Annotated in this window: 19 protein-coding genes; 8 read left to right on the forward strand and 11 right to left on the reverse strand. The window is 60.6% G+C overall.

The window, feature by feature from the left end; translation table 11 throughout:
- Nucleotides 1–28 precede the first annotated feature (28 nt).
- Together U367_RS0117035 and U367_RS0117040 are read right to left on the reverse strand one after the other, a co-directional pair.
- Nucleotides 29–619: an NAD(P)H-dependent oxidoreductase gene (locus tag U367_RS0117035; RefSeq protein WP_028617920.1), complete on the reverse strand. Its 591-nt coding sequence runs from the start codon at nucleotides 617–619 to the stop codon at nucleotides 29–31.
- Between the two features lie 120 nt (nucleotides 620–739).
- On the reverse strand, nucleotides 740–1,504 hold the full coding sequence (locus U367_RS0117040) for a sulfite exporter TauE/SafE family protein (protein WP_028617921.1): 765 nt from the start codon (nucleotides 1,502–1,504) through the stop codon (nucleotides 740–742).
- 182 nt (nucleotides 1,505–1,686) lie between these two features.
- Between U367_RS0117040 and U367_RS0117045 the strand changes: the two genes are divergently transcribed.
- Nucleotides 1,687–2,577 (forward strand): LysR family transcriptional regulator, encoded by an 891-nt coding sequence (locus tag U367_RS0117045; protein WP_028617922.1) that lies wholly within the window; start codon nucleotides 1,687–1,689, stop codon nucleotides 2,575–2,577.
- On the opposite strand, the gene U367_RS0117050 is transcribed toward U367_RS0117045, so the two are convergent.
- Nucleotides 2,523–3,929, reverse strand: a complete 1,407-nt coding sequence (locus tag U367_RS0117050) for an amino acid permease (RefSeq protein ID WP_028617923.1) — start codon at nucleotides 3,927–3,929, stop codon at nucleotides 2,523–2,525. The two genes, U367_RS0117045 and U367_RS0117050, sit on opposite strands and share 55 nt — an antisense overlap.
- A 134-nt stretch (nucleotides 3,930–4,063) precedes the next feature.
- On the reverse strand, nucleotides 4,064–5,314 hold the full coding sequence (kynU, locus tag U367_RS0117055; protein WP_028617924.1) for a kynureninase: 1,251 nt from the start codon (nucleotides 5,312–5,314) through the stop codon (nucleotides 4,064–4,066).
- Between the two features lie 144 nt (nucleotides 5,315–5,458).
- On the opposite strand from kynU, the gene U367_RS0117060 reads away from it, so the two are divergent.
- The gene (locus U367_RS0117060) at nucleotides 5,459–5,932 is read left to right on the forward strand and encodes an Lrp/AsnC family transcriptional regulator (RefSeq protein ID WP_016974903.1); all 474 of its coding nucleotides are present in this window, start codon (nucleotides 5,459–5,461) and stop codon (nucleotides 5,930–5,932) included.
- A gap of 56 nt (nucleotides 5,933–5,988) precedes the next feature.
- Here the strand turns inward: U367_RS0117060 and catA are convergent, their stop codons facing one another.
- The 3 genes from catA to U367_RS0117075 are packed head-to-tail and all read right to left on the reverse strand — an operon-like array spanning nucleotide 5,989 to nucleotide 8,390.
- Nucleotides 5,989–6,918, reverse strand: coding sequence for a catechol 1,2-dioxygenase (catA, locus tag U367_RS0117065; protein ID WP_028617925.1), 930 nt, complete (start codon nucleotides 6,916–6,918; stop codon nucleotides 5,989–5,991).
- 41 nt (nucleotides 6,919–6,959) lie between these two features.
- Nucleotides 6,960–7,250, reverse strand: a complete 291-nt coding sequence (gene catC, locus U367_RS0117070; protein ID WP_016974901.1) for a muconolactone Delta-isomerase — start codon at nucleotides 7,248–7,250, stop codon at nucleotides 6,960–6,962.
- Nucleotides 7,251–7,262: 12 nt separating this feature from the next.
- Nucleotides 7,263–8,390: a muconate cycloisomerase family protein gene (locus tag U367_RS0117075; RefSeq protein WP_028617926.1), complete on the reverse strand. Its 1,128-nt coding sequence runs from the start codon at nucleotides 8,388–8,390 to the stop codon at nucleotides 7,263–7,265.
- A 114-nt stretch (nucleotides 8,391–8,504) separates the two neighbouring features.
- Here U367_RS0117075 and U367_RS0117080 point away from each other — a divergent pair, with 114 nt between their 5' ends.
- Nucleotides 8,505–9,380, forward strand: coding sequence for a LysR family transcriptional regulator (locus U367_RS0117080; RefSeq protein WP_028617927.1), 876 nt, complete (start codon nucleotides 8,505–8,507; stop codon nucleotides 9,378–9,380).
- On the opposite strand, the gene U367_RS0117085 is transcribed toward U367_RS0117080, so the two are convergent.
- A complete protein-coding gene (locus U367_RS0117085) occupies nucleotides 9,377–10,363 on the reverse strand; it encodes an AraC family transcriptional regulator (RefSeq protein WP_028617928.1) in 987 nt (328 codons plus the stop codon). The two genes, U367_RS0117080 and U367_RS0117085, sit on opposite strands and share 4 nt — an antisense overlap.
- Before the next feature lie 310 nt (nucleotides 10,364–10,673).
- On the opposite strand from U367_RS0117085, the gene antA reads away from it, so the two are divergent.
- The 4 genes from antA to U367_RS0117105 all read left to right on the forward strand — a co-directional run bounded on the left by antA (nucleotide 10,674) and on the right by U367_RS0117105 (nucleotide 15,154).
- Complete coding sequence (gene antA / locus U367_RS0117090) at nucleotides 10,674–12,065, forward strand: anthranilate 1,2-dioxygenase large subunit (protein ID WP_028617929.1); 1,392 nt, start codon at nucleotides 10,674–10,676, stop codon at nucleotides 12,063–12,065.
- The gene (gene antB / locus U367_RS0117095; protein ID WP_028617930.1) at nucleotides 12,065–12,556 is read left to right on the forward strand and encodes an anthranilate 1,2-dioxygenase small subunit; all 492 of its coding nucleotides are present in this window, start codon (nucleotides 12,065–12,067) and stop codon (nucleotides 12,554–12,556) included. Before antA ends, antB begins: the two co-directional genes overlap by 1 nt.
- Before the next feature lie 117 nt (nucleotides 12,557–12,673).
- Nucleotides 12,674–13,681, forward strand: coding sequence for an anthranilate 1,2-dioxygenase electron transfer component AntC (gene antC / locus U367_RS0117100; RefSeq protein ID WP_028617931.1), 1,008 nt, complete (start codon nucleotides 12,674–12,676; stop codon nucleotides 13,679–13,681).
- Between the two features lie 72 nt (nucleotides 13,682–13,753).
- Nucleotides 13,754–15,154, forward strand: a complete 1,401-nt coding sequence (locus U367_RS0117105; RefSeq protein ID WP_028617932.1) for an amino acid permease — start codon at nucleotides 13,754–13,756, stop codon at nucleotides 15,152–15,154.
- A 145-nt stretch (nucleotides 15,155–15,299) separates the two neighbouring features.
- Here the strand turns inward: U367_RS0117105 and kynA are convergent, their stop codons facing one another.
- Both kynA and kynB read right to left on the reverse strand, forming a co-directional pair.
- Entirely contained in the window at nucleotides 15,300–16,157 is an 858-nt protein-coding gene (gene kynA / locus U367_RS0117110; protein WP_028617933.1) for a tryptophan 2,3-dioxygenase, read from the reverse strand.
- On the reverse strand, nucleotides 16,154–16,804 hold the full coding sequence (kynB, locus tag U367_RS0117115; protein ID WP_028617934.1) for an arylformamidase: 651 nt from the start codon (nucleotides 16,802–16,804) through the stop codon (nucleotides 16,154–16,156). The genes kynA and kynB overlap by 4 nt, the downstream gene beginning before the upstream one ends.
- A 240-nt stretch (nucleotides 16,805–17,044) precedes the next feature.
- On the opposite strand from kynB, the gene U367_RS0117120 reads away from it, so the two are divergent.
- Nucleotides 17,045–17,389: a cupin domain-containing protein gene (locus U367_RS0117120; protein ID WP_025858010.1), complete on the forward strand. Its 345-nt coding sequence runs from the start codon at nucleotides 17,045–17,047 to the stop codon at nucleotides 17,387–17,389.
- Between the two features lie 48 nt (nucleotides 17,390–17,437).
- Here U367_RS0117120 and mmsB read toward each other — a convergent pair whose 3' ends face one another.
- Nucleotides 17,438–18,325: a 3-hydroxyisobutyrate dehydrogenase gene (gene mmsB, locus U367_RS0117125; RefSeq protein WP_028617935.1), complete on the reverse strand. Its 888-nt coding sequence runs from the start codon at nucleotides 18,323–18,325 to the stop codon at nucleotides 17,438–17,440.

The raw sequence follows: 18,325 nt of genomic DNA on the forward strand, positions 1-18,325 counted from the left end.
GCGCTCCTCGTTATCGGTTCACAGCAGCTTACACCGAGAAATTGAACACCTGCGCCAGATGCTGCTCATAGCGTGCTACGTCAGCCTCGATCGCCGGGCGCTTCATCACGTCCACGCACAAGAAGGTCGGCAGGCCAGTCATGCCAAGGAATTCGTTGGCCTTGTGGAACGGGAAATACACCGCGTCCACACCCTTGGCTTCGAAGAAGTCGGTCGGGTCGTCGAAGGCTTGCTGCGGCGCGTTCCAGGTCAGCGAGAGCATGTACTGCTTGCCCTGGATCAGGCCGCCGCTGCCATATTTCTGCGAGGCATCGGAGCGCGTGCGGCCGTCGCTGGCGTACAGGCTGCCGTGGCCTTCGGTGAAGACTTCGTCGATGTATTTCTTGACGATCCACGGCGCGCCCATCCACCAGCCGGGCATCTGGTAGATGATCACGTCGGCCCAGAGAAATTTTGCGACTTCTTCGGCCACGTCGTAGCCTTCGTCGATGTGAGTGACTTTGACGTCGAGGCCGGCGCGGTCCAGCACGGCCACGGCGGCATCATGCAGGGTGGTGTTGTAGCGGCCATCGGAGTGAGCGAATTTTTTGCCGCCGTTGAGCAGGAGGATTTTTTTCATGGGAGGGCATCCAGAAGGGTTAAAAATGTCTGCCGGCAGGCTATCGACATTGGCCCCTCGGAATAAGCGGCGGCACGGCAAAATACATTTGACCGCAAAGCACGAATTCACCACCCATTGTTAACCGCTGATCAGCAGATGCGCGCCCAGCAAGGCCATGCCGACGAAAAACACGCGCTTGAACAACACGGCACTGATGCGCTGACGCACCGCCTGGCCCAGCCACATGCCCAGCAGTGCCGGCACCAGCGCCAGCAGTGACGCGTTGATTTCACCCCCACCGAGGGTGCCGCGCCAGGCCAGCCCCGCCGCCAATGCCAGGGTGGAAGCCGTGAACGACAGCCCCAGCGCCTGTACCAACTGATCACGGTTCAAGCCCAGGGCCTGCAGATAGGGCACAGCAGGAATCACGAACACACCGGTCGCTGAAGTGATGACTCCCGTGATGACCCCGCACAGAGGGCCCAGCCAACGTTCAGTCTCAGGTTTTACCTTGAGCGTCGGCAGGAACAATCCGCTCAGCGCATACACCAGCAACGCACCGCCCAACGCCTGGCCCACCCAGCTTCCCCCGCTCATGCCCAGCCACAGCGTGCCAAACCCGGTGCCGAGGAAGATCAGCAGCAGCATCGGCCACAGGCGTTTGAGCAACGCACTCAGATGCCCACCGAACGCCAATTGCCACAGGTTGGTGATCGTCGAAGGGATGATCAGCAACGCCGCAGCCTGCGCCGGTAACATAGCCAGGCCGAGCAAGCCCATGGAGACTGTCGGCAAGCCCAGGCCGATAACACCCTTGACGGTGCCGGCCAGCACGAAGGTGCCGATCACCAGCAGGGTCAAGGCGGGGCCGATTTGTTGGTAGAACGCGAGGAAGGTATTCATGGGGGGATTGTGCGGCTTTTCGCTGAAGGCTGAAATTCGCCATATACTGAGGCAGCCTCTTGTTTTGTGAGAGGCTGATGCCGCCTTCGCGAGCAAGCCCGCTCCCATATTTGAAATGCGTTCCAAATGTGGGAGCGGGCTTGCTCGCGAAGGGGCCAGTCCAGTCACCCGAGAACCCCGGCATGCACTTTGACCTGATCGACCTGCGGCTTTATCTGCACATTCTCGACACCGGCAACATCACCGCTGGCGCCGGGCGCAGCCATTTGTCCCTGGCCGCCGCGAGTGCGCGTATCCGGGCGATGGAGGCTTCGCTGGGTATCGATTTCCTGGAGCGTAACCGTCGAGGTGTCACCCCAACGCCCGCCGGCAAAGCCCTGGCCCGCCACGCACGCCTGTTACTGCAACAGGCCGAACACCTGCAGCAGGACCTCGCGGAATACGCCAACGGCATCAAAGGCCAGGTGCGCTTGCTGTGCAACACCACCGCCCTCAGCGAATACCTGCCGGAACTGCTGGCAGACTTTCTATGCGAGCACCCCAACCTCGACATCGACCTGCAAGAGCTGCCAAGCCTGCGTATCACCCAGGCCTTGCGCCAGGGCACGGCGGATCTGGGGATCATCTCCGACGCCGTGGACACCCACGGCCTGCAGACCCAGCCCTTCCGTGATGACCCGCTGGTGCTGATCGCGCCACTGGATCATCCGTTCGCCGAGGGGAGTTTTGTCGATAGCCTGCAACACGAATTTATCGGCCTCGCCACGCACAGCGCGTTGACGGTTTACCTCGAAGAACAGGCACTGCACGCGGGTTTCCGCCTGCAGACTCGCATCCGTGCCGAGGGCTTTGACGGGGTGATTCGCATGGTCGCCCGTGGCGCTGGCTTGGGCATCGTGCCCCAAGCCGCGCTGGAGCGCTGGCCGCAGAAGCGCACCTTCAAGGCCCACCCTCTGCAAGAAGAGTGGGCCTGTCGGAAACTGCTGTTATGCGCGCGCTCGTTCGAACAGCTGCCCGGTTATGCCAAGGCCTTGTTCGACGCCTTGGCCCTGCCCTTGCGGAAAAACCCGTAATACACCGCCGACAGAATCAACAGGAACGGCACACCAAACACCAGGGTCATCTTGAACGCCTCGGTGAAATACGTGGTGATCATCACCGCGCCCATCAGCACCAGACCCAGCGACGTGCTGTAGGGAAACAGCCGCAGTTGGAACGACAGCTTCGGCCCACCGTGACGCTTGCGGTAGCGACGGAAAAACAGGTGGGTGAGGAAGATCATGAACCAGGTGAAGATCGCGCCAAACATCGAGATCGCCATCATCAGGGTGAACGAGCTTTCCGGGTACACGACGTTGAGCAACGTCGCCAGCGCAATGCCCGAGCTGGACAACAGCAACGCGTTCAGCGGGATGCCACTCTTGCTCAACGCACCCATGGATTTGGGGGCAAAGCCGGCGCGGGACAGGCTGAACATCATGCGGGTAGTGATGTAGAGCTGGCTGTTCATCGCCGAGAGCGCCGCGATCAGGATCACGAAGTTCATCACCCCGGTGGCGCCGGGAATGCCGATGGTCTGCATCACCGTGACGAACGGGCTCTGGGTTTGTCCAGCCTGGTTCCAAGGCACGATGGCCAGCATCAGCGCCAGGGTCAGCAGGTAAAACACCACCAGCCGCACGATGGTGGCGCGGAAGGCTTTCTTCACCGCCTGTTCCGGATCAGCGGCTTCACCGGCCGCCACGGCAATCATCTCCACGCTCAGGTAGCTGAAGATCGACACGATGACCGCGATCCACATACCGCTCAGGCCATGGGGGAAAAAGCCGTCGTGGGCCGTGTAGTTCTGCACCCCGTATTCCGGGTTGCCGGAGCCGAACACCACGTACACGGCGAGGATGATGAAGCCGACAATGGCGCTGATCTTGATCGTCGAAAACCAGTATTCGAAGTTGCCGAAGGTCTTCACGCTGATCGCATTGAGCAGGATCAGCACGCTGGAAAACGACACGATCCACACCCATTCCGGTACGTTGGCGAACCAGTACTTCATGTACATCGCCACCGCTGTGACCTCGGCGCCCACCGCCAGCACAATCGCCGCCCAGTAGGCATAACGCACCAGGAACCCGGCCAGCGGGCTGATGTAGAACTCGGCGTACGCACCAAAGGAGCCCGAGGTGGAATGGGCCACCGTCATCTCCGCCAGGCAGCCCATCAACAGCAAGGTGATCAATGCGCCAATGGCATAGCTCACCAAGACGCTGGGCCCGGCATAACCGATGGCGTAGGCGCTGCCCATGAACAGCCCAGTGCCAATGGCGCCGCCGATGGCGATCATGCTCATCTGGCCGGAAGTGAGCTGGCGCCGCAGGCCCAGTTCGCGGTGGGTGATCTCTGCAAAGCCGTTGTCTGGCGTGGTCACGTGGGGTGCCCCTTTATTATTGTGATTGCACAGGAAATTTGCGCCGTCCTGTGTAGGAGCCCGGCTTGCCGGCGATGGCGATCTCAAGGCCGCTATCGCCGGCAAGCCGGGCTCCTACAAGGGAGGGGTCGTTCTTAAGTGACGCTGTTGCGAACTTTGAATTGCGGCTGGTCCCAGGTGTGGTGGTCGAGGATGTCGCCGAGGATTTCTACGGCGTCAAACACCTCGGTAAAGCTGGTGTACAAAGGCGTAAAACCAAACCGCATGATGCGCGGCTCACGGTAGTCACCGATCACCCCACGGGCGATCAAGGCCTGGATCACCGCGTAGCCTTCGGGGTGTTCGAAGCTCACATGACTGCCGCGCCTGGCGTGCTCACGTGGGGTGATCAACTTCAAGTCATGGGCAGCGCAACGGGCTTCGACCAACGCGATAAACAGGTCGGTCAACGCCAGGGACTTGCTGCGCAAACTCGCCATATCGGTCTGGGCAAAAATCTCCAGCCCACATTCAACCATCGCCAGCGAAGTAATCGGCTGCGTGCCACACAGGTAGCGAGCGATGCCGGCACTCGGTGCATAAGTCGACTCCATGGCGAACTGCCGGGTATGCCCGAACCAGCCTGACAACGGCTGGCGCACCACATCCACCAACGCCGGGTTGACCCACACAAACGCCTGGGAACCCGGGCCGCCGTTGAGGTACTTGTAGGTGCAGCCGATCGCATAATCGGCGCCCGCCTGATGCAGGTCGATAGGCACCGCGCCGGCCGAATGCGCCAGGTCCCAGATGCTCAGCGCACCGCACTCATGGCTCAAGGCGGTCAGCGCCTGCATGTCGTACATGTAGCCGGTCTTGTAGTTGACGTGGGTGAGCATCACCACCGCCACGTCCTGGTCGATGGCCTGGGGCAGTTCATCCGGGCTGTTCACCAGGCGTAGGGAATAGCCCTGCTGAAGCAGTTCGGCCAGGCCCTCGGCGATGTACAGGTCGGTGGGAAAGTTGCTCGCCTCGCTGACGATGACCTTGCGATGCGGCTGGCGTTGACGCTGCACAGTCAACGCGGCGCTCAGCACCTTGAACAGGTTGATCGAGGTGGTATCGGTGATCACCACTTCGTTGTCGCGCGCGCCAATCAACGGCGCCAGGCGATTGCCCAGGCGTTGGGACAAATCCGCCCAGCCCGCGCTGTTCCAACTGCGGATCAGCCCGTTGCCCCACTCTTCGGCAATCACCGCCTGCGCCCGCGTCAACGCCGCCACCGGGCGTGCGCCGAGGGAGTTGCCGTCGAGGTAGATCACGCCCTGCGGCAAGGCGAACTGGCGGCGCAAGGGCGCCAGTGGGTCTTGGGCATCGAGGGCTTGGCAATGGCTTCGAGTGGTCATGGGCGATCCTGGTTTTTATAAGTAAGAATGGACCAAATAATGAACGAAGTTTTAGAGAATTTTCGTGCAAAGTGAGTAGCAACAGGCTAATTAAGCTGTAGGAAATTCGAATTTAACCCCCAAACACGCGGATTTATTCTAACCATGATTCTCGACGCCACCGACCTGCGCCTCCTGCATTTCCTGCAACAGGATGGCCGCATCAGCAACCAGGAACTGGCGGAAAAAGTCGCGCTGTCGCCGTCCGCCTGCCTGCGCCGTTTGCGCTTGCTGGAGAGCGAGGGAATCATCAGCGGCTATCGCGCGGTGTTAAACGCAGAGCAACTGGGGATTGAACTGGAGGCCATCGTCCACCTGTCCTTGCGCCAGGATGTGGAGGATTGGCATGAGACGTTCATCAAGAAGGTGCAGGGCTGGCCGGAAGTGGCCAGCGCCTATGTGATCACCGGCGCCAGCAACTATGTGCTGCGGGTGCAGGCACGCAACCTCAAGCACTTTTCGGACTTTATCGTGAACCACCTGAACCGCACGGCGGGGGTGATGGATATACGCTCGGAGATTGTGTTGCAGAAGATCAAGGATCGGGATGAGGTGCTTGACCTGGTCATCCGCAAATAGCGGCAACACCACAAAACTCTGTGGGAGCAAGCCCGCTCCCACATTTTTAACCGTGTTTAATCTTCCAAAGCACGCACGCGCTGCATGCGCTTTTGCTCTACCGGCGCATCCGCCACTTGCAACTCAAAGTCAAAATCAATCTGCGCAAACCGCCCTTCCACGCCAAACTCTCGCGCCAACTGCGGATCTTCACTGAAGCGAATCTCGGCGATCAACTCATCCCGCGTCGCATAGGCAAAATCATCATGCAGGTACGGGTCATCCGACAGGTTGATCTGCGTGGTCAGGTGCCGATGCCCCGGCGCCGAAATGAAGAAGTGAATATGCGCCGGCCGCTGCCCGTGGCGCCCCAGTTGATCCAGCAGTTGCTGGGTCGGCCCGGTCGGCGGGCAGCCGTAGCCGGATGGCACGATACTGCGGAATCGGTAGTTGCCCTGGGCATCAGTCTCGATGCGTCGGCGCAGGTTGAATTCGGACTGTGTCGGATCGAACCACGAATACGTACCACCGGTATTGGCCTGCCACACATCCACAATCGCCCCAGCCAGCGGCTTGCCCTCGGTGTCACGCACTTGCCCGCGCATGAACAGCGGCACCGCTTCATCGTTGCCATCATCCAACCGTGCCTCGACCTTCGACAGCGGCGCACCGGCCACATACAACGGGCCTTCGATGGTGCGCGGCGTACCACCGGATTTGCCGGCCTCCTCATCGGCCGCGTCCATCAACAGGTCGAGGTAATGCTCCAGGCCCAGCCCGGCGGCGAGCAGACCGGCTTCTTGGTTCTTGCCCAAGTCGTTCAGATAGTTGACCGCCTTCCAGAATTCTTCCGGGGTCACTTCCAGGTCTTCGATGATGTTCACGGTGTCGCGCAGGATCCGGTAAATCAGCGCCTTGGTGCGCGGGTTACCGCCGTCGTTGAGGTTGCCGCTGGCTTCTTCGAGAAACTGTTGGGCATGGGCAGTCTGGGACAGTCGGATGGACATGGTGCATTCCTCATCTTGTAGTTATTAGGGTGAAAACCGGCTTAGCGGTCATCCTCATGGATCGACGACGGGTGACGGCACAGGGCATTCACTTCGATGGCCATGTAGGGAAAGAGCGGCAGTTGCATCAGCAAATCGTGCAGGTCCTGCACGCTGTCGACATCGAACACGCTGTAGTTGGCGTAGTGCCCGGCGATGCGCCACAGGTGGCGCCATTTGCCTTCCTGTTGCAGGCGCTGCGCCAAGGCTTTTTCCTCGGCCTTGAGGCCAGCGGCGCGCTCGGGGTTCATATCGAGGGGCAGGTTCACGGTCATTTTTACGTGGAACAACATGGCAGGTGCCTCTTAGTGTTTGTCACGACGGAAGAACGCCAGACGCTCTTCATCGATGGCCAGGCCCAGGCCCGGTGCGGTGGAGACATGCAGCTGGAAATCGCGGTACACCGGCGGCTCGGTGAGGATGTCTTCGGTGAGCAACAACGGGCCGAACAGTTCGGTGTCCCACGCCAGTTTGCTCAGCGTGAGAAAGGCATGGGCCGACGCCAGGGTGCCGATGCCGCCTTCCAGCATGGTGCCGCCGTACAGGCCGATGCCCGCCGCTTCGGCAATCGCCGCCGTACGCAACACCGCACGCGGGCCGCCGTTCTTGGCGATCTTGAGGGCGAACACCGACGCCGCGCCTTCGCGGGCCAGGTTGAATGCATCTTCGACGCACTCGATGGATTCATCCGCCATGATCGGCGCCGGGCTCGACAGGTTGAGCCGCGCCATACCGCCGCGATTGTTGCGTGAGATGGGTTGTTCGATCAGGTCGATACCGTTGTCGCCGAGCACCTTGCAGGCACGCAGTGCCACCGCTTCATCCCAGGCCTGGTTGACATCGACGCGCACACTGGCGCGGTCGCCCAGGGCTTTTTTGATCGCGATCACATGGGCCAAGTCGTGGCTGACTTCACCGGCGCCGATCTTCAATTTGAAAATGCGGTGGCGGCGCAGGTCGAGCATTTTTTCGGCTTCGGCAATGTCCTTTTCCGTGTTGCCGCTGGCCAGGGTCCAGGCCACCGGCAAGGCATCGCGCACACGGCCGCCGAGCAGTTCGCTGACCGGCAGGTTCAGGCGTTTGCCCAGGGCATCGAGCAAGGCGCTTTCGATCCCGGACTTGGCAAAGGTGTTGCCGCGAATGCTGCGCTCCAGGCGCAACATGGCCGCGTTGATATTGCTCGCGTCTTGGCCGATCAGCAGCGGCGCGAAGTGGCGGTCGATGTTGACCTTGATGCTGTCGGGGCTTTCGTTGCCGTAGCTCAGGCCGCCAATGGTGGTGGCCTCGCCAATGCCTTCGATGCCGTCGGCGCAGCGCAGGCGGATGACCACCAAGGTCTGGTTTTGCATCGTGTGCATCGCCAGCTTGTGCGGGCGGATGGTGGGGAGGTCGACGATGATCGTGTCGATCGACTCGATGGCGCAAATCGGCATGGCTATACCCGTTGGGTTCTTTATAGATTTGAGCCGATTCTGTGCCGTATCTTTCAAGGGTTCCAATATAGAATGGGTCTCGAACAATACCCTCAAGGTATGAAAGGAGCCGTCATGGAACTGCGTCACCTGCGCTATTTCCAGGTGCTGGGGGAGACCCTCAACTTCACCCGCGCGGCCGAACGCCTGCACATCGCCCAGCCGCCGTTGAGCCGGCAGATCCAGCAATTGGAGGATGAACTGGGCGTCATTTTGCTTGAGCGTGGCCGACCGCTGCGGCTGACCGAGGCCGGGAGGTTTTTTTATGAACACGCCAACGTGCTGCTGGAACAACTGAACAAGGTCTGCGACAACACGCGACGCATCGGCCAGGGCGAAAAGACTTGGCTGGGCATCGGCTTTGCGCCCTCGACCCTGTATGGCGTGCTGCCGGAACTGATTCGCCGGCTGCGCACCCATGAGGCGCTGGAGCTGGAGTTGGGGTTGTCGGAAATGACCACCTTGCAGCAGGTCGAAGCGCTCAAGGCCGGGCGCATCGATGTGGGATTCGGGCGGATTCGCATCGACGACCCGGCCATTGTACAACGCGTCTTGGTCGAGGATCGGCTGGTCGCTGTGCTGCCTGCCGGCCATCCGTTGCTGGGCGCGCCCACCACCCTCGCCCAACTGGCCGCCGAGCCTTTTGTGCTCTACCCCGGCAACCCACGCCCCAGCTACGCCGACCATGTGATCGCACTGTTCGACGCCCATGGCTTGAGCCTCAGGGTGGCGCAGTGGACCAACGAATTGCAGACCGCCATCGGCCTGGTCGGCGCCGGCATGGGCGTGACGCTGGTGCCCGCGTCGGTGCAGGTGTTGCACCGTGCGGACATCGGCTACACGCCGATTGTGGAGGCGACTGCGACCTCGCCGATCATCCTCAGCCGACGGGTGAATGATCAATCGCCGGGGCTCAGTCATTGCCTGCAACTGGTGGAAGAGTTGATCTAGCCACGCAGGCGTCGCGCATCATTGCGCTGCAGGGTCTGGCTCGGCGACTCATCGAACAGCTTGCGGTACTCCGCCGAGAACCGCCCCAGGTGGGTAAAGCCCCAGCCCAGGGCAATCTCAGAGATGGTGCGTGTAGAGCCGTGCTCAAGGATTGCCTGGCGCACCGCAGAAAGCCGATGCTTCTTCAAATAAGCCATCGGCGACAGCGCAAAGTACTTGCGAAACGCATCGAACAGCTTGAACCGCGACACACCCGCAGCGGCTTCCAGGTCTTCCAGGTGCACCGCTTCGCGAGCGTTGTCGTGGATGTACTGGCGCGCACGGATCAGGTAATGCGGCAGTTTCACCCCCAGTACATCGCGCAGCTCTTCGGAGTAGTTGTTCGGCTGGGCCAGGATCAGCCCCTTGATCAACGAGCTTTCCAGGTCGCGGGTAAAGGCGGCCTGCTCATACAACTCGCTGCCGTGCTCCAGTTCTGCAATGAAGTAGCGCGCCATGCGCCACCACGCCGCCGATGCGCCGTCCACCGCGTCCATCCCCGACTCAAAGCGCAGCGGCGCATCAATCGGCCGTTGCAGCAAACCTTCCAGCGACTCACTCATCGCCGCCCGCGTGATCACCACCTGCAACTTGCGGCAGTCGCCGGAAATCGCCAGCACCTGGTGCTCGTTGGGCGAGATGATCACGCCCTGGTCGCGGTTGGAGTTCAGGCGCTCACCGTTCTTGCTCAACTCCTGCTCGCCCACCAACGGGAGGCTCAGGCTGTAGCTGCTGAAGTGCTCGGCGTCTTCGATGTCGATGGTCACGTCGGTGCCGTATTCGATCACACCCAAGGTGGTGGCGCGGGACTTGAACATATTGGCACTGTGGTGGAAACGCAGGCGCTCGGGCGTGGCGGTGGCCAGGCGATGGGGCCCGCAGATGCCGGACATCCAGCTGCGTGCGCCTTCCAGGTCGAAGCGTTGAATCGTTTGGCTGCTCATCAGGGTGCACCCACGGCGGTTAGGCTGTTGCGCGCTCTGATGGCGCGTCGTTGTTGTTCGACAGCAAATAATGCGCCACGCCGACGCAATGGCCAGCGGGTGGATAGCAATGGTCGACTAAGTGGATAAGACGCCGACTTTTACGGCCATTACCCTGCCAGACAGTAGCGCATCCCGTCACCGCTGCGCACCGGGTTGGGTATTTGCTGCCCAATTATCCGGCGCAGGTTCCCCCACTAACCGGATAGCCCGCGCCCTGCCCCGCTGCCTCTAATAAACCACCGATTAGCCCTATCAAAAGGTGCCTCCCATGAGTGGTGCAAGAAGCGTCGAGCAGTGGAAAACATTTATCGAAGGTTGTCTGGATTTTCGCCCGGCGGATGAAGTGTTCCGCATCGCCCGTGACATGTTCACCGAGCCGGAGCTGTTCGATCTGGAGATGGAACTGATCTTCGAAAAAAACTGGATCTACGCCTGCCACGAAAGCGAACTGGCGAACAACCATGACTTCGTGACGATGCGCGCCGGGCGCCAGCCGATGATCATCACCCGCGACGGCGAAGGTCGGCTCAATGCACTGATCAATGCTTGCCAACATCGCGGCACCACGCTTACCCGTGTCGGCAAGGGCAACCAATCCACCTTCACTTGCCCGTTCCATGCCTGGTGCTACAAGAGCGATGGCCGGCTGGTGAAGGTCAAGGCGCCGGGGGAATACCCGGAGGGTTTCGACAAGGCGACGCGCGGGCTGAAAAAGGCACGCATCGAGAGCTACAAAGGCTTTGTGTTCATCAGCCTGGATGTGGCGGGCACCGACAGCCTGGAAGACTTCCTGGGCGACGCCAAAGTGTTCTTCGACATGATGGTCGCCCAGTCCGCTACCGGCGAGTTGGAGGTATTGCCAGGCAAATCCGCCTACACCTACGACGGCAATTGGAAGCTGCAAAACGAGAACGGCCTGGACGGTTATCACGTCAGCACCGTGCACTACAACTACGTGGCCACGGTGCAGCATCGCCAGCAAGTAAACACCGAAAACGGCACCGGCGCAGGTAGCACCCTGGACTACAGCAAGCTTGGCGCGGGTGACGCCAACACCGACGACGGCTGGTTTGCCTTCAACAATGGTCACAGTGTGTTGTTCAGCGACATGCCCAACCCCAGCGTGCGCTCCGGCTACGCCACCATCATGCCGCGCCTGGTGGAAGAACACGGCCAGCCAAAGGCCGAGTGGATGATGCACCGCCTGCGCAACCTGAATATCTACCCGAGCCTGTTCTTTCTCGACCAGATCAGCTCGCAACTGCGCATCATCCGCCCGGTGGCGTGGAACAAGACCGAGATCATCAGCCAGTGCCTGGGGGTTAAGGGCGAATCCGACGCGGATCGCGAAAACCGTATTCGCCAGTTCGAGGACTTCTTCAACGTCTCGGGCATGGGCACGCCGGATGACCTGGTGGAATTTCGCGAAGCCCAACGCGGTTTCCAGGGCCGCCTGGAACGCTGGAGCGACATCTCACGCGGCAGCCATCGCTGGGAAACCGGCCCCACGCCGAACAGCGAAGCCATCGGCATCCAACCGGCCATGACCGGCACCGAATTCACCCATGAAGGCCTTTACGTGAACCAGCACCGCAACTGGCAGCAGTTCCTGCTCAAGGGCCTGGACAGACAAGCGCTGACATTGCGGGAGGTGGAATGATGAATGCGCAACTGCAGTACCAGATCGAGCAGTTCTTCTACCGTAAATCCGAGCTGTGCGACGCCCAGGATTGGGACGCTTATGTGCAGCTGTTCGACCCGCAGAGTGAGTTCCACCTGCCGCAATGGGACTCGGAACACGTCTACACCCGTGATCCCAAGCGCGAGATGTCGTTGATCTACTACGCCAACCGCTCGGGCCTGGAAGACCGTGTGTTCCGTTTGCGCACCGGCAAAGCCGCGTCGGCCACACCGATGCCGCGCACCTTGCACCTGATCAATAACGTGCGCATTGCCGAGCAGGCGGATGGAACGCTGGAGGTGAAATTGAACTGGCACACGTTGTTCTATCGATTGGCTACGTCGGAGCAGTTCTACGGACAGGCTACCTACAGCCTCAAGCCCCATGACGACAGTTGGTTGATCACCCGCAAACACGCGCTGCTGCTCAACGACACCATCAACTCGGTGCTGGATTTCTATCACCTGTAACCCTGTAGGAGCCGGCTTGCCGGCGATGGCGTCTGACCTGTTGAACACTGTCGCCCGACAGACCGCTATCGCTGGCAAGCCAGCTCCTACAGTTATTGAATCCATGGAGAATGGTGGATGAATCACAAAGTGGCCTTCAGCTTTGCCGACGGCAAGACCCTGTTCTTTCCCGTCGGCGCCCATGAAATCCTGCTGGATGCGGCACTGCGCAACGGCATCAAGATCCCACTGGATTGCCGTGAAGGTGTGTGCGGCACCTGCCAGGGCCGTTGCGAGTCCGGCGATTACAGCCAGGACTATGTAGACGAAGAAGCCCTGTCCAGCCTCGACCTGCAACAGCGCAAGATGCTCAGTTGCCAGACGCGGGTAAAGTCCGACGCGACGTTCTATTTCGACTTTGATTCGAGCCTGTGCAACGCGCCGGGACCGGTTCAGGTCAAGGGCAGCGTGAGCGCGGTGGAACAGGTGTCGGCCAGCACGGCGATCCTGCAGGTGCAGTTGGATCAGGCACTGGATTTTCTGCCTGGCCAATATGCGCGCCTAGCGGTGCCTGGCACGGACAGTTGGCGGTCCTATTCTTTCGCCAACCTGCCGGGCAATCACCTGCAATTTTTAGTGCGCCTGTTGCCCGATGGGGTGATGAGCAACTACCTGCGCGAACGCTGCCAGGTGGGCGATGAACTGTTGATGGAAGCGCCCCTCGGCGCCTTCTACCTGCGCCACGTCACCAAGCCATTGGTACTGGTGGCGGGTGGCACCGGGTTGTCGGCCTTGCTGGGCATGCTTGATGAACTGGCCACCAATGGTTGCGACCAACCGGTGCACCTGTATTACGGCGTGCGCGGTGCCGAGGACTTGTGCGAAGCGGCGCGTATCCAAGGTTATGCTGCAAAAATCGCAGGCTTTCGCTACACCGAAGTCCTCAGCGCTCCCTCCGACGATTGGCCCGGCAAGCGCGGCTACCTCACTGAGCATTTTGACCTGGCCGAATTGCGGGACAGTTCGGCGGATATGTACCTGTGCGGCCCCCCTCCAATGGTCGAATCCATCCAGCAATGGCTGGCGGATCAGGCACTTGATGGCGTTCAGCTGTATTACGAAAAGTTTACGCAGAGTAATATCTGACCCCTCAGCACTTCTGAGGGGCTGATGCGGCGTGCACTCAACCCTGAGAAAAACAAGTAGAAGGGAATGTTAATGGCGGATGACATGGTTAACCCGGTAGGCCTCAAGCGTGGCCTGAAGAACCGGCACATTCAGCTGATCGCCTTGGGAGGGGCGATCGGCACGGGGTTGTTCCTCGGCTCGGCCGGGGTGCTCAAGTCGGCGGGGCCGTCGATGATCCTGGGTTACGCGATTGCGGGTTTCATCGCGTTCCTGATCATGCGCCAGCTCGGCGAGATGATCGTCGAAGAGCCGGTGGCCGGTTCCTTCAGCCACTTCGCCCACAAATACTGGGGCGGCTACGCAGGCTTCCTGGCGGGCTGGAACTACTGGGTGCTCTACGTGCTGGTGGGCATGGCCGAACTGACGGCGGTGGGTAAGTACATCCAGTTCTGGTGGCCGGAGATCCCGACCTGGGTCAGTGCACTGGTGTTCTTTGTCGCGGTGAACCTGATCAACACCCTGAACGTGAAGTTCTTTGGTGAAGCCGAGTTCTGGTTTGCGATCATCAAGGTGGTGGCGATTGTCGGCATGATCGTGCTCGGCTGCTACCTGCTGTTCAGCGGTACCGGCGGCCCGCAAGCCACGGTCAGCAACCTGTGGAGCCACGGCGGGTTCTTCCCGAATGGCGGCATGGGGCTGTTGATGTCCATGGCGTTCATCATGTTCTCGTTCGGTGGCCTGGAGCTGGTCGGCATCACTGCCGCCGAAGCCAGCGAGCCGCGCAAAGTGATCCCGAAAGCGATCAACCAGGTGGTCTACCGGATCCTGATTTTCTACGTGGGTGCCCTGACCGTGCTGCTGTCGCTGTACCCGTGGGACCAACTGCTGCAAACCCTCGGCGCGTCGGGCGATGCCTACAGTGGTAGCCCGTTCGTGCAGATCTTCTCGCTGATCGGCAACGACACCGCCGCACACATCCTCAACTTCGTGGTGCTGACCGCGGCGCTGTCGGTGTACAACAGCGGCGTGTACTGCAACAGCCGCATGCTGTTCGGCCTGGCCGAGCAAGGTGATGCACCGAAATCGCTGATGAAGCTGAACAAACAAGGCGTGCCGATCCGCGCCCTGGCGATTTCAGCGTTGGTGACGATGCTGTGTGTAGTGGTCAACTATGTGGCACCGCAGAGCGCGCTGGAGCTGCTGTTCGCGCTGGTGGTTGCCTCGTTGATGATCAACTGGGCGCTGATCAGCATCACCCACATCAAGTTCCGCAAAGCCATGGGCGAACAAGGCCTGACGCCGTCGTTCAAGACCTTCTGGTTCCCGTTCAGCAACTACCTGTGCCTGGCGTTCATGGTGATGATCATCAGCGTGATGCTGGCGATTCCAGGCATCAGCGAGTCGGTGTATGCGATGCCGGTGTGGGTGGGGATTATCTACATTGCCTACCGTTTGCGGGTTCGAAACACGAAAGCAGCCGTGGCGCAGTAACCCCTGTGGGAGCGGGCTTGCTCGCGAATGCTGTGCGTCAGTCACCAGATGTGCGGGCTGACCCACCGCTTTCGCGAGCAAGCCCGCTCCCACAGCGTGGATAGCATTCCAAAACAAAAAGCCCCGGAATTCCGGGGCTTTTTGTTTACAGCGTTGAGCGCACTCGCCACAACTCGGGGAACAACACCGTGTCGAGCATCTTGCGCAAATACCCCACACCTTCCGTGCCGCCCGTGCCGGGCTGGAAGCCGATGATCCGCTCTACCGTCGTCACATGGCGGAAGCGCCATTGGCGGAACGAGTCCTCCAGGTCGATAAACTTCTCGGCCAACTGATACAGGTCCCAGTAGCGGTTCGGATCGCGATACACCTCGCGCCACGCCGCCTCCACCGATTCATCGTGAACCGTCGCCGCCGTCGGGTCGCGCTCGGCACGTTTCGGGTCAATCGCCAGGCCAGCCTTGATCATCAGGTTGATCGCTTCGTCGTACAGCGACGGCGTGGCAATCGCTACTTTCAACTCGTTCAACAGCTCCGGCCGATGGGCGTGAGGCCGCAACAGCGCCGCGCTTTTGTTGCCGAGGATAAATTCGATCTCACGGTACTGGAACGACTGGAACCCCGACGACTGCCCCAGGAACGGACGGATCGACTTGTACTCCGACGGCGTCATCGTCGCCAGCACTGCCCAGGCATGCACCAGTTGATCGAAGATCCGCGACACCCGCGCCAGCATCTTGAACGCCGGCGGCAACTCGCCCAGGCGCACGTGTTCGCGGGCGGCCTTGAGTTCGTGGAGCATCAGTTTCATCCACAGCTCGGACGTCTGGTGCTGGATGATGAAGAGCATTTCGTTGTGGTCCGGCGACAGCGGGTGCTGGGCGCTGAGGACTTTGCCCAGGTCCAGGTAATCGCCGTAGCTCATGGACTCGGAGAAATTCAGTTCGGCGTTATGCCATTCTTCAGGCGGCTGGTAGTCAGCAGAGAAAGGACATTGGCTCATCGCGTGGGCTCCTTGAGCGGGCGGAGAATGGCGCGGACCGGGCTCGCGTCCAGGTTGGCAAACCGCAGCGGCAGTGCGATCAATTCATAGTCGCCCTCCGGTACGTCATCGAGCACGATGCCTTCGAGAATCGCCATGCCATGGCGGGCCACGGCGTTGTGAGAATCCATAGTCTTGGACTGCTGCGGGTCCAGCGAGGGCGTATCGATGCCGATCAAGCGCACCCCCAGACTGGCCAGCAGTTCGATGGTTTGTGGAGCGATGGCGGTGAAATTCGAATCCCATTCAGTCAGCGGCGCTTGTGGATAAGTGCGCAGCAACACACGCTCGGGCAGGTTATCCACACGGCTTTCCAACTGATGCGGCTGCACCAGCGCGCCGCTGTCCAGGCAATGCAGCACCCGGCATGGGCCCATGTACACATCCAGCGACACTTCGCCAATTGGCGCACCGTCCGCGCTGTAATGCAGCGGCGCGTCCACATGGGCGCCGGTGTGCGGAGACAAGGTGATACGCCCGACATTCACCGGACACTCCGGGCCAAACTGCCACACGCGCTCTTCCTGGAACGGCGTATCTCCCGGCCAGGTCGGGGTCGCCGTACTCAAGGGCGGGCTGATATCCCACCACGTTTTTATTGGGTTCATTTGAAGGCTCTCGGCGGTTACTGGGGTGAATGATACGAGGGCCGGCTGCGAATTTTCTTGCGAATTCTGGCGTGAGGGGGGAAATCTTTCGCACTTACTGCGAGGAAATGACGGATTGGTGATGGGTTATATCAAATAAACACCGCTGCGCTTCTGGGCATCCCGATGTCGAGTTCAGACCACTGACGCAACGCCCTAGGCCTTAGGGTGGACCTTTCCATTCCCTGCCCTGGAGACACCATGTCCAAGCCCATCACCGTACTGCGCGACACCCACCCCCTGCCGGTCCTGGACGCCTGCAAATGGGAAAAACTCGAAGGCGATCCGCATACCGTCAATCTCAACGCCTACACCAGCGAAGACGGCAGCAAGATCATGGGCACCTGGATCTGCACCCCGGGCAAGTGGTACGTGGACTACGTGAAGTGGGAATACTGCCACTTCCAGGAAGGCTACTGCATCATCACGCCCGAGGGGTTGGCGCCGATTCACTTGCGAGCTGGGGATATCTTCGTGGTGGAACCGGGGATGAAGGGGACGTGGGAAGTTGTGGAGACAGTGCGTAAGTATTTTGTGTTTGCTTGAGCCGCAAAAACCCGGGAGCCCACTATTAGCAGGCTCCCGGAAACGCCCCTATTTGGGCTTGCGATAGCTGTTGATAATCGCCGAGAAGTCCTTGCCCCCTTCCCCACGCTGGCTCATCGATTGATACAACTGCTGGGCCACAGCGCCCAGAATCACGGGTTGCTTGGCCTGACGCGCCGCTTCGGTGGCCAAGCCCAAATCCTTGAGCATCAGGTCAGCACCAAACCCACCGGTATAACCACGCGACGACGGTGCGGTTTCGATCACGCCCGGCCATGGGTTGTAGGTATCGGAACTCCAGCAACGTCCGGTGGAGCTGTTGATGATGCCGGCCAGCACCTGGGTGTCGATGCCCAGCGCATCGCCCAAGGCCATGGCCTCACTGACGCCGACCATGCTGATCCCCAACAACAAGTTGTTGCAGATCTTCGCGATTTGCCCCGTGCCCACATCACCGCAGTGCACGATGTTGCGGCCCATCTGCGCCAGCACCGGTTGTAGGGTGGCGAACAGTTCCGGGGTAGCGCCGACCATGAAGGTCAGCGTCCCGGCTGCGGCGCCGCCCGTGCCTCCGGAGACGGGGGCGTCGGCTACGGCCACACCTTGTTTGGCCGCCACAGCCGCTACGTCGCGGATGGTCTGCGGGTCGATGGTGCTGCAATCCACCGCCGGTACGCCTTTACCGATGCCGGCAAGTACACCGTCTTCATTCAGCCAGACGCTGCGCACATGGGCGGCGGCGGGCAGCATCGTGATCACCAGTTCAGCACCGGTGGCCGCATCACGCGGCGAATCGCTGATGGTGCCACCCAGCTCGGCCAGTTCCTTGAGCACCGTCTGGTTCAGGTCGAACAGGTTCAGCGCATGGCCGGCCTTGATCAGGTTGCGGGCCATGGGTGCGCCCATGTTGCCCAAGCCGATAAATGCAATCTTCAT

Source organism: Pseudomonas canadensis, assembly GCF_000503215.1.
Taxonomy (GTDB): Bacteria; Pseudomonadota; Gammaproteobacteria; order Pseudomonadales; family Pseudomonadaceae; genus Aquipseudomonas; species Aquipseudomonas canadensis.

What these genes read in the sequence shown, in the direction of transcription:
- U367_RS0117035 (WP_028617920.1), bottom strand. Translation starts at nt 619, where the DNA reads ATGAAAAAAATCCTCCTGCTCAACGGCGGCAAAAAATTCGCTCACTCC.
- U367_RS0117040 (WP_028617921.1), bottom strand. Translation starts at nt 1,504, where the DNA reads ATGAATACCTTCCTCGCGTTCTACCAACAAATCGGCCCCGCCTTGACC.
- U367_RS0117045 (WP_028617922.1), top strand. Translation starts at nt 1,687, where the DNA reads ATGCACTTTGACCTGATCGACCTGCGGCTTTATCTGCACATTCTCGAC.
- kynU (WP_028617924.1), bottom strand. Translation starts at nt 5,314, where the DNA reads ATGACCACTCGAAGCCATTGCCAAGCCCTCGATGCCCAAGACCCACTG.
- U367_RS0117060 (WP_016974903.1), top strand. Translation starts at nt 5,459, where the DNA reads ATGATTCTCGACGCCACCGACCTGCGCCTCCTGCATTTCCTGCAACAG.
- catA (WP_028617925.1), bottom strand. Translation starts at nt 6,918, where the DNA reads ATGTCCATCCGACTGTCCCAGACTGCCCATGCCCAACAGTTTCTCGAA.
- catC (WP_016974901.1), bottom strand. Translation starts at nt 7,250, where the DNA reads ATGTTGTTCCACGTAAAAATGACCGTGAACCTGCCCCTCGATATGAAC.
- U367_RS0117075 (WP_028617926.1), bottom strand. Translation starts at nt 8,390, where the DNA reads ATGCCGATTTGCGCCATCGAGTCGATCGACACGATCATCGTCGACCTC.
- U367_RS0117080 (WP_028617927.1), top strand. Translation starts at nt 8,505, where the DNA reads ATGGAACTGCGTCACCTGCGCTATTTCCAGGTGCTGGGGGAGACCCTC.
- U367_RS0117085 (WP_028617928.1), bottom strand. Translation starts at nt 10,363, where the DNA reads ATGAGCAGCCAAACGATTCAACGCTTCGACCTGGAAGGCGCACGCAGC.
- antA (WP_028617929.1), top strand. Translation starts at nt 10,674, where the DNA reads ATGAGTGGTGCAAGAAGCGTCGAGCAGTGGAAAACATTTATCGAAGGT.
- antB (WP_028617930.1), top strand. Translation starts at nt 12,065, where the DNA reads ATGAATGCGCAACTGCAGTACCAGATCGAGCAGTTCTTCTACCGTAAA.
- antC (WP_028617931.1), top strand. Translation starts at nt 12,674, where the DNA reads ATGAATCACAAAGTGGCCTTCAGCTTTGCCGACGGCAAGACCCTGTTC.
- U367_RS0117105 (WP_028617932.1), top strand. Translation starts at nt 13,754, where the DNA reads ATGGCGGATGACATGGTTAACCCGGTAGGCCTCAAGCGTGGCCTGAAG.
- kynA (WP_028617933.1), bottom strand. Translation starts at nt 16,157, where the DNA reads ATGAGCCAATGTCCTTTCTCTGCTGACTACCAGCCGCCTGAAGAATGG.
- kynB (WP_028617934.1), bottom strand. Translation starts at nt 16,804, where the DNA reads ATGAACCCAATAAAAACGTGGTGGGATATCAGCCCGCCCTTGAGTACG.
- U367_RS0117120 (WP_025858010.1), top strand. Translation starts at nt 17,045, where the DNA reads ATGTCCAAGCCCATCACCGTACTGCGCGACACCCACCCCCTGCCGGTC.
- mmsB (WP_028617935.1), bottom strand. Translation starts at nt 18,325, where the DNA reads ATGAAGATTGCATTTATCGGCTTGGGCAACATGGGCGCACCCATGGCC.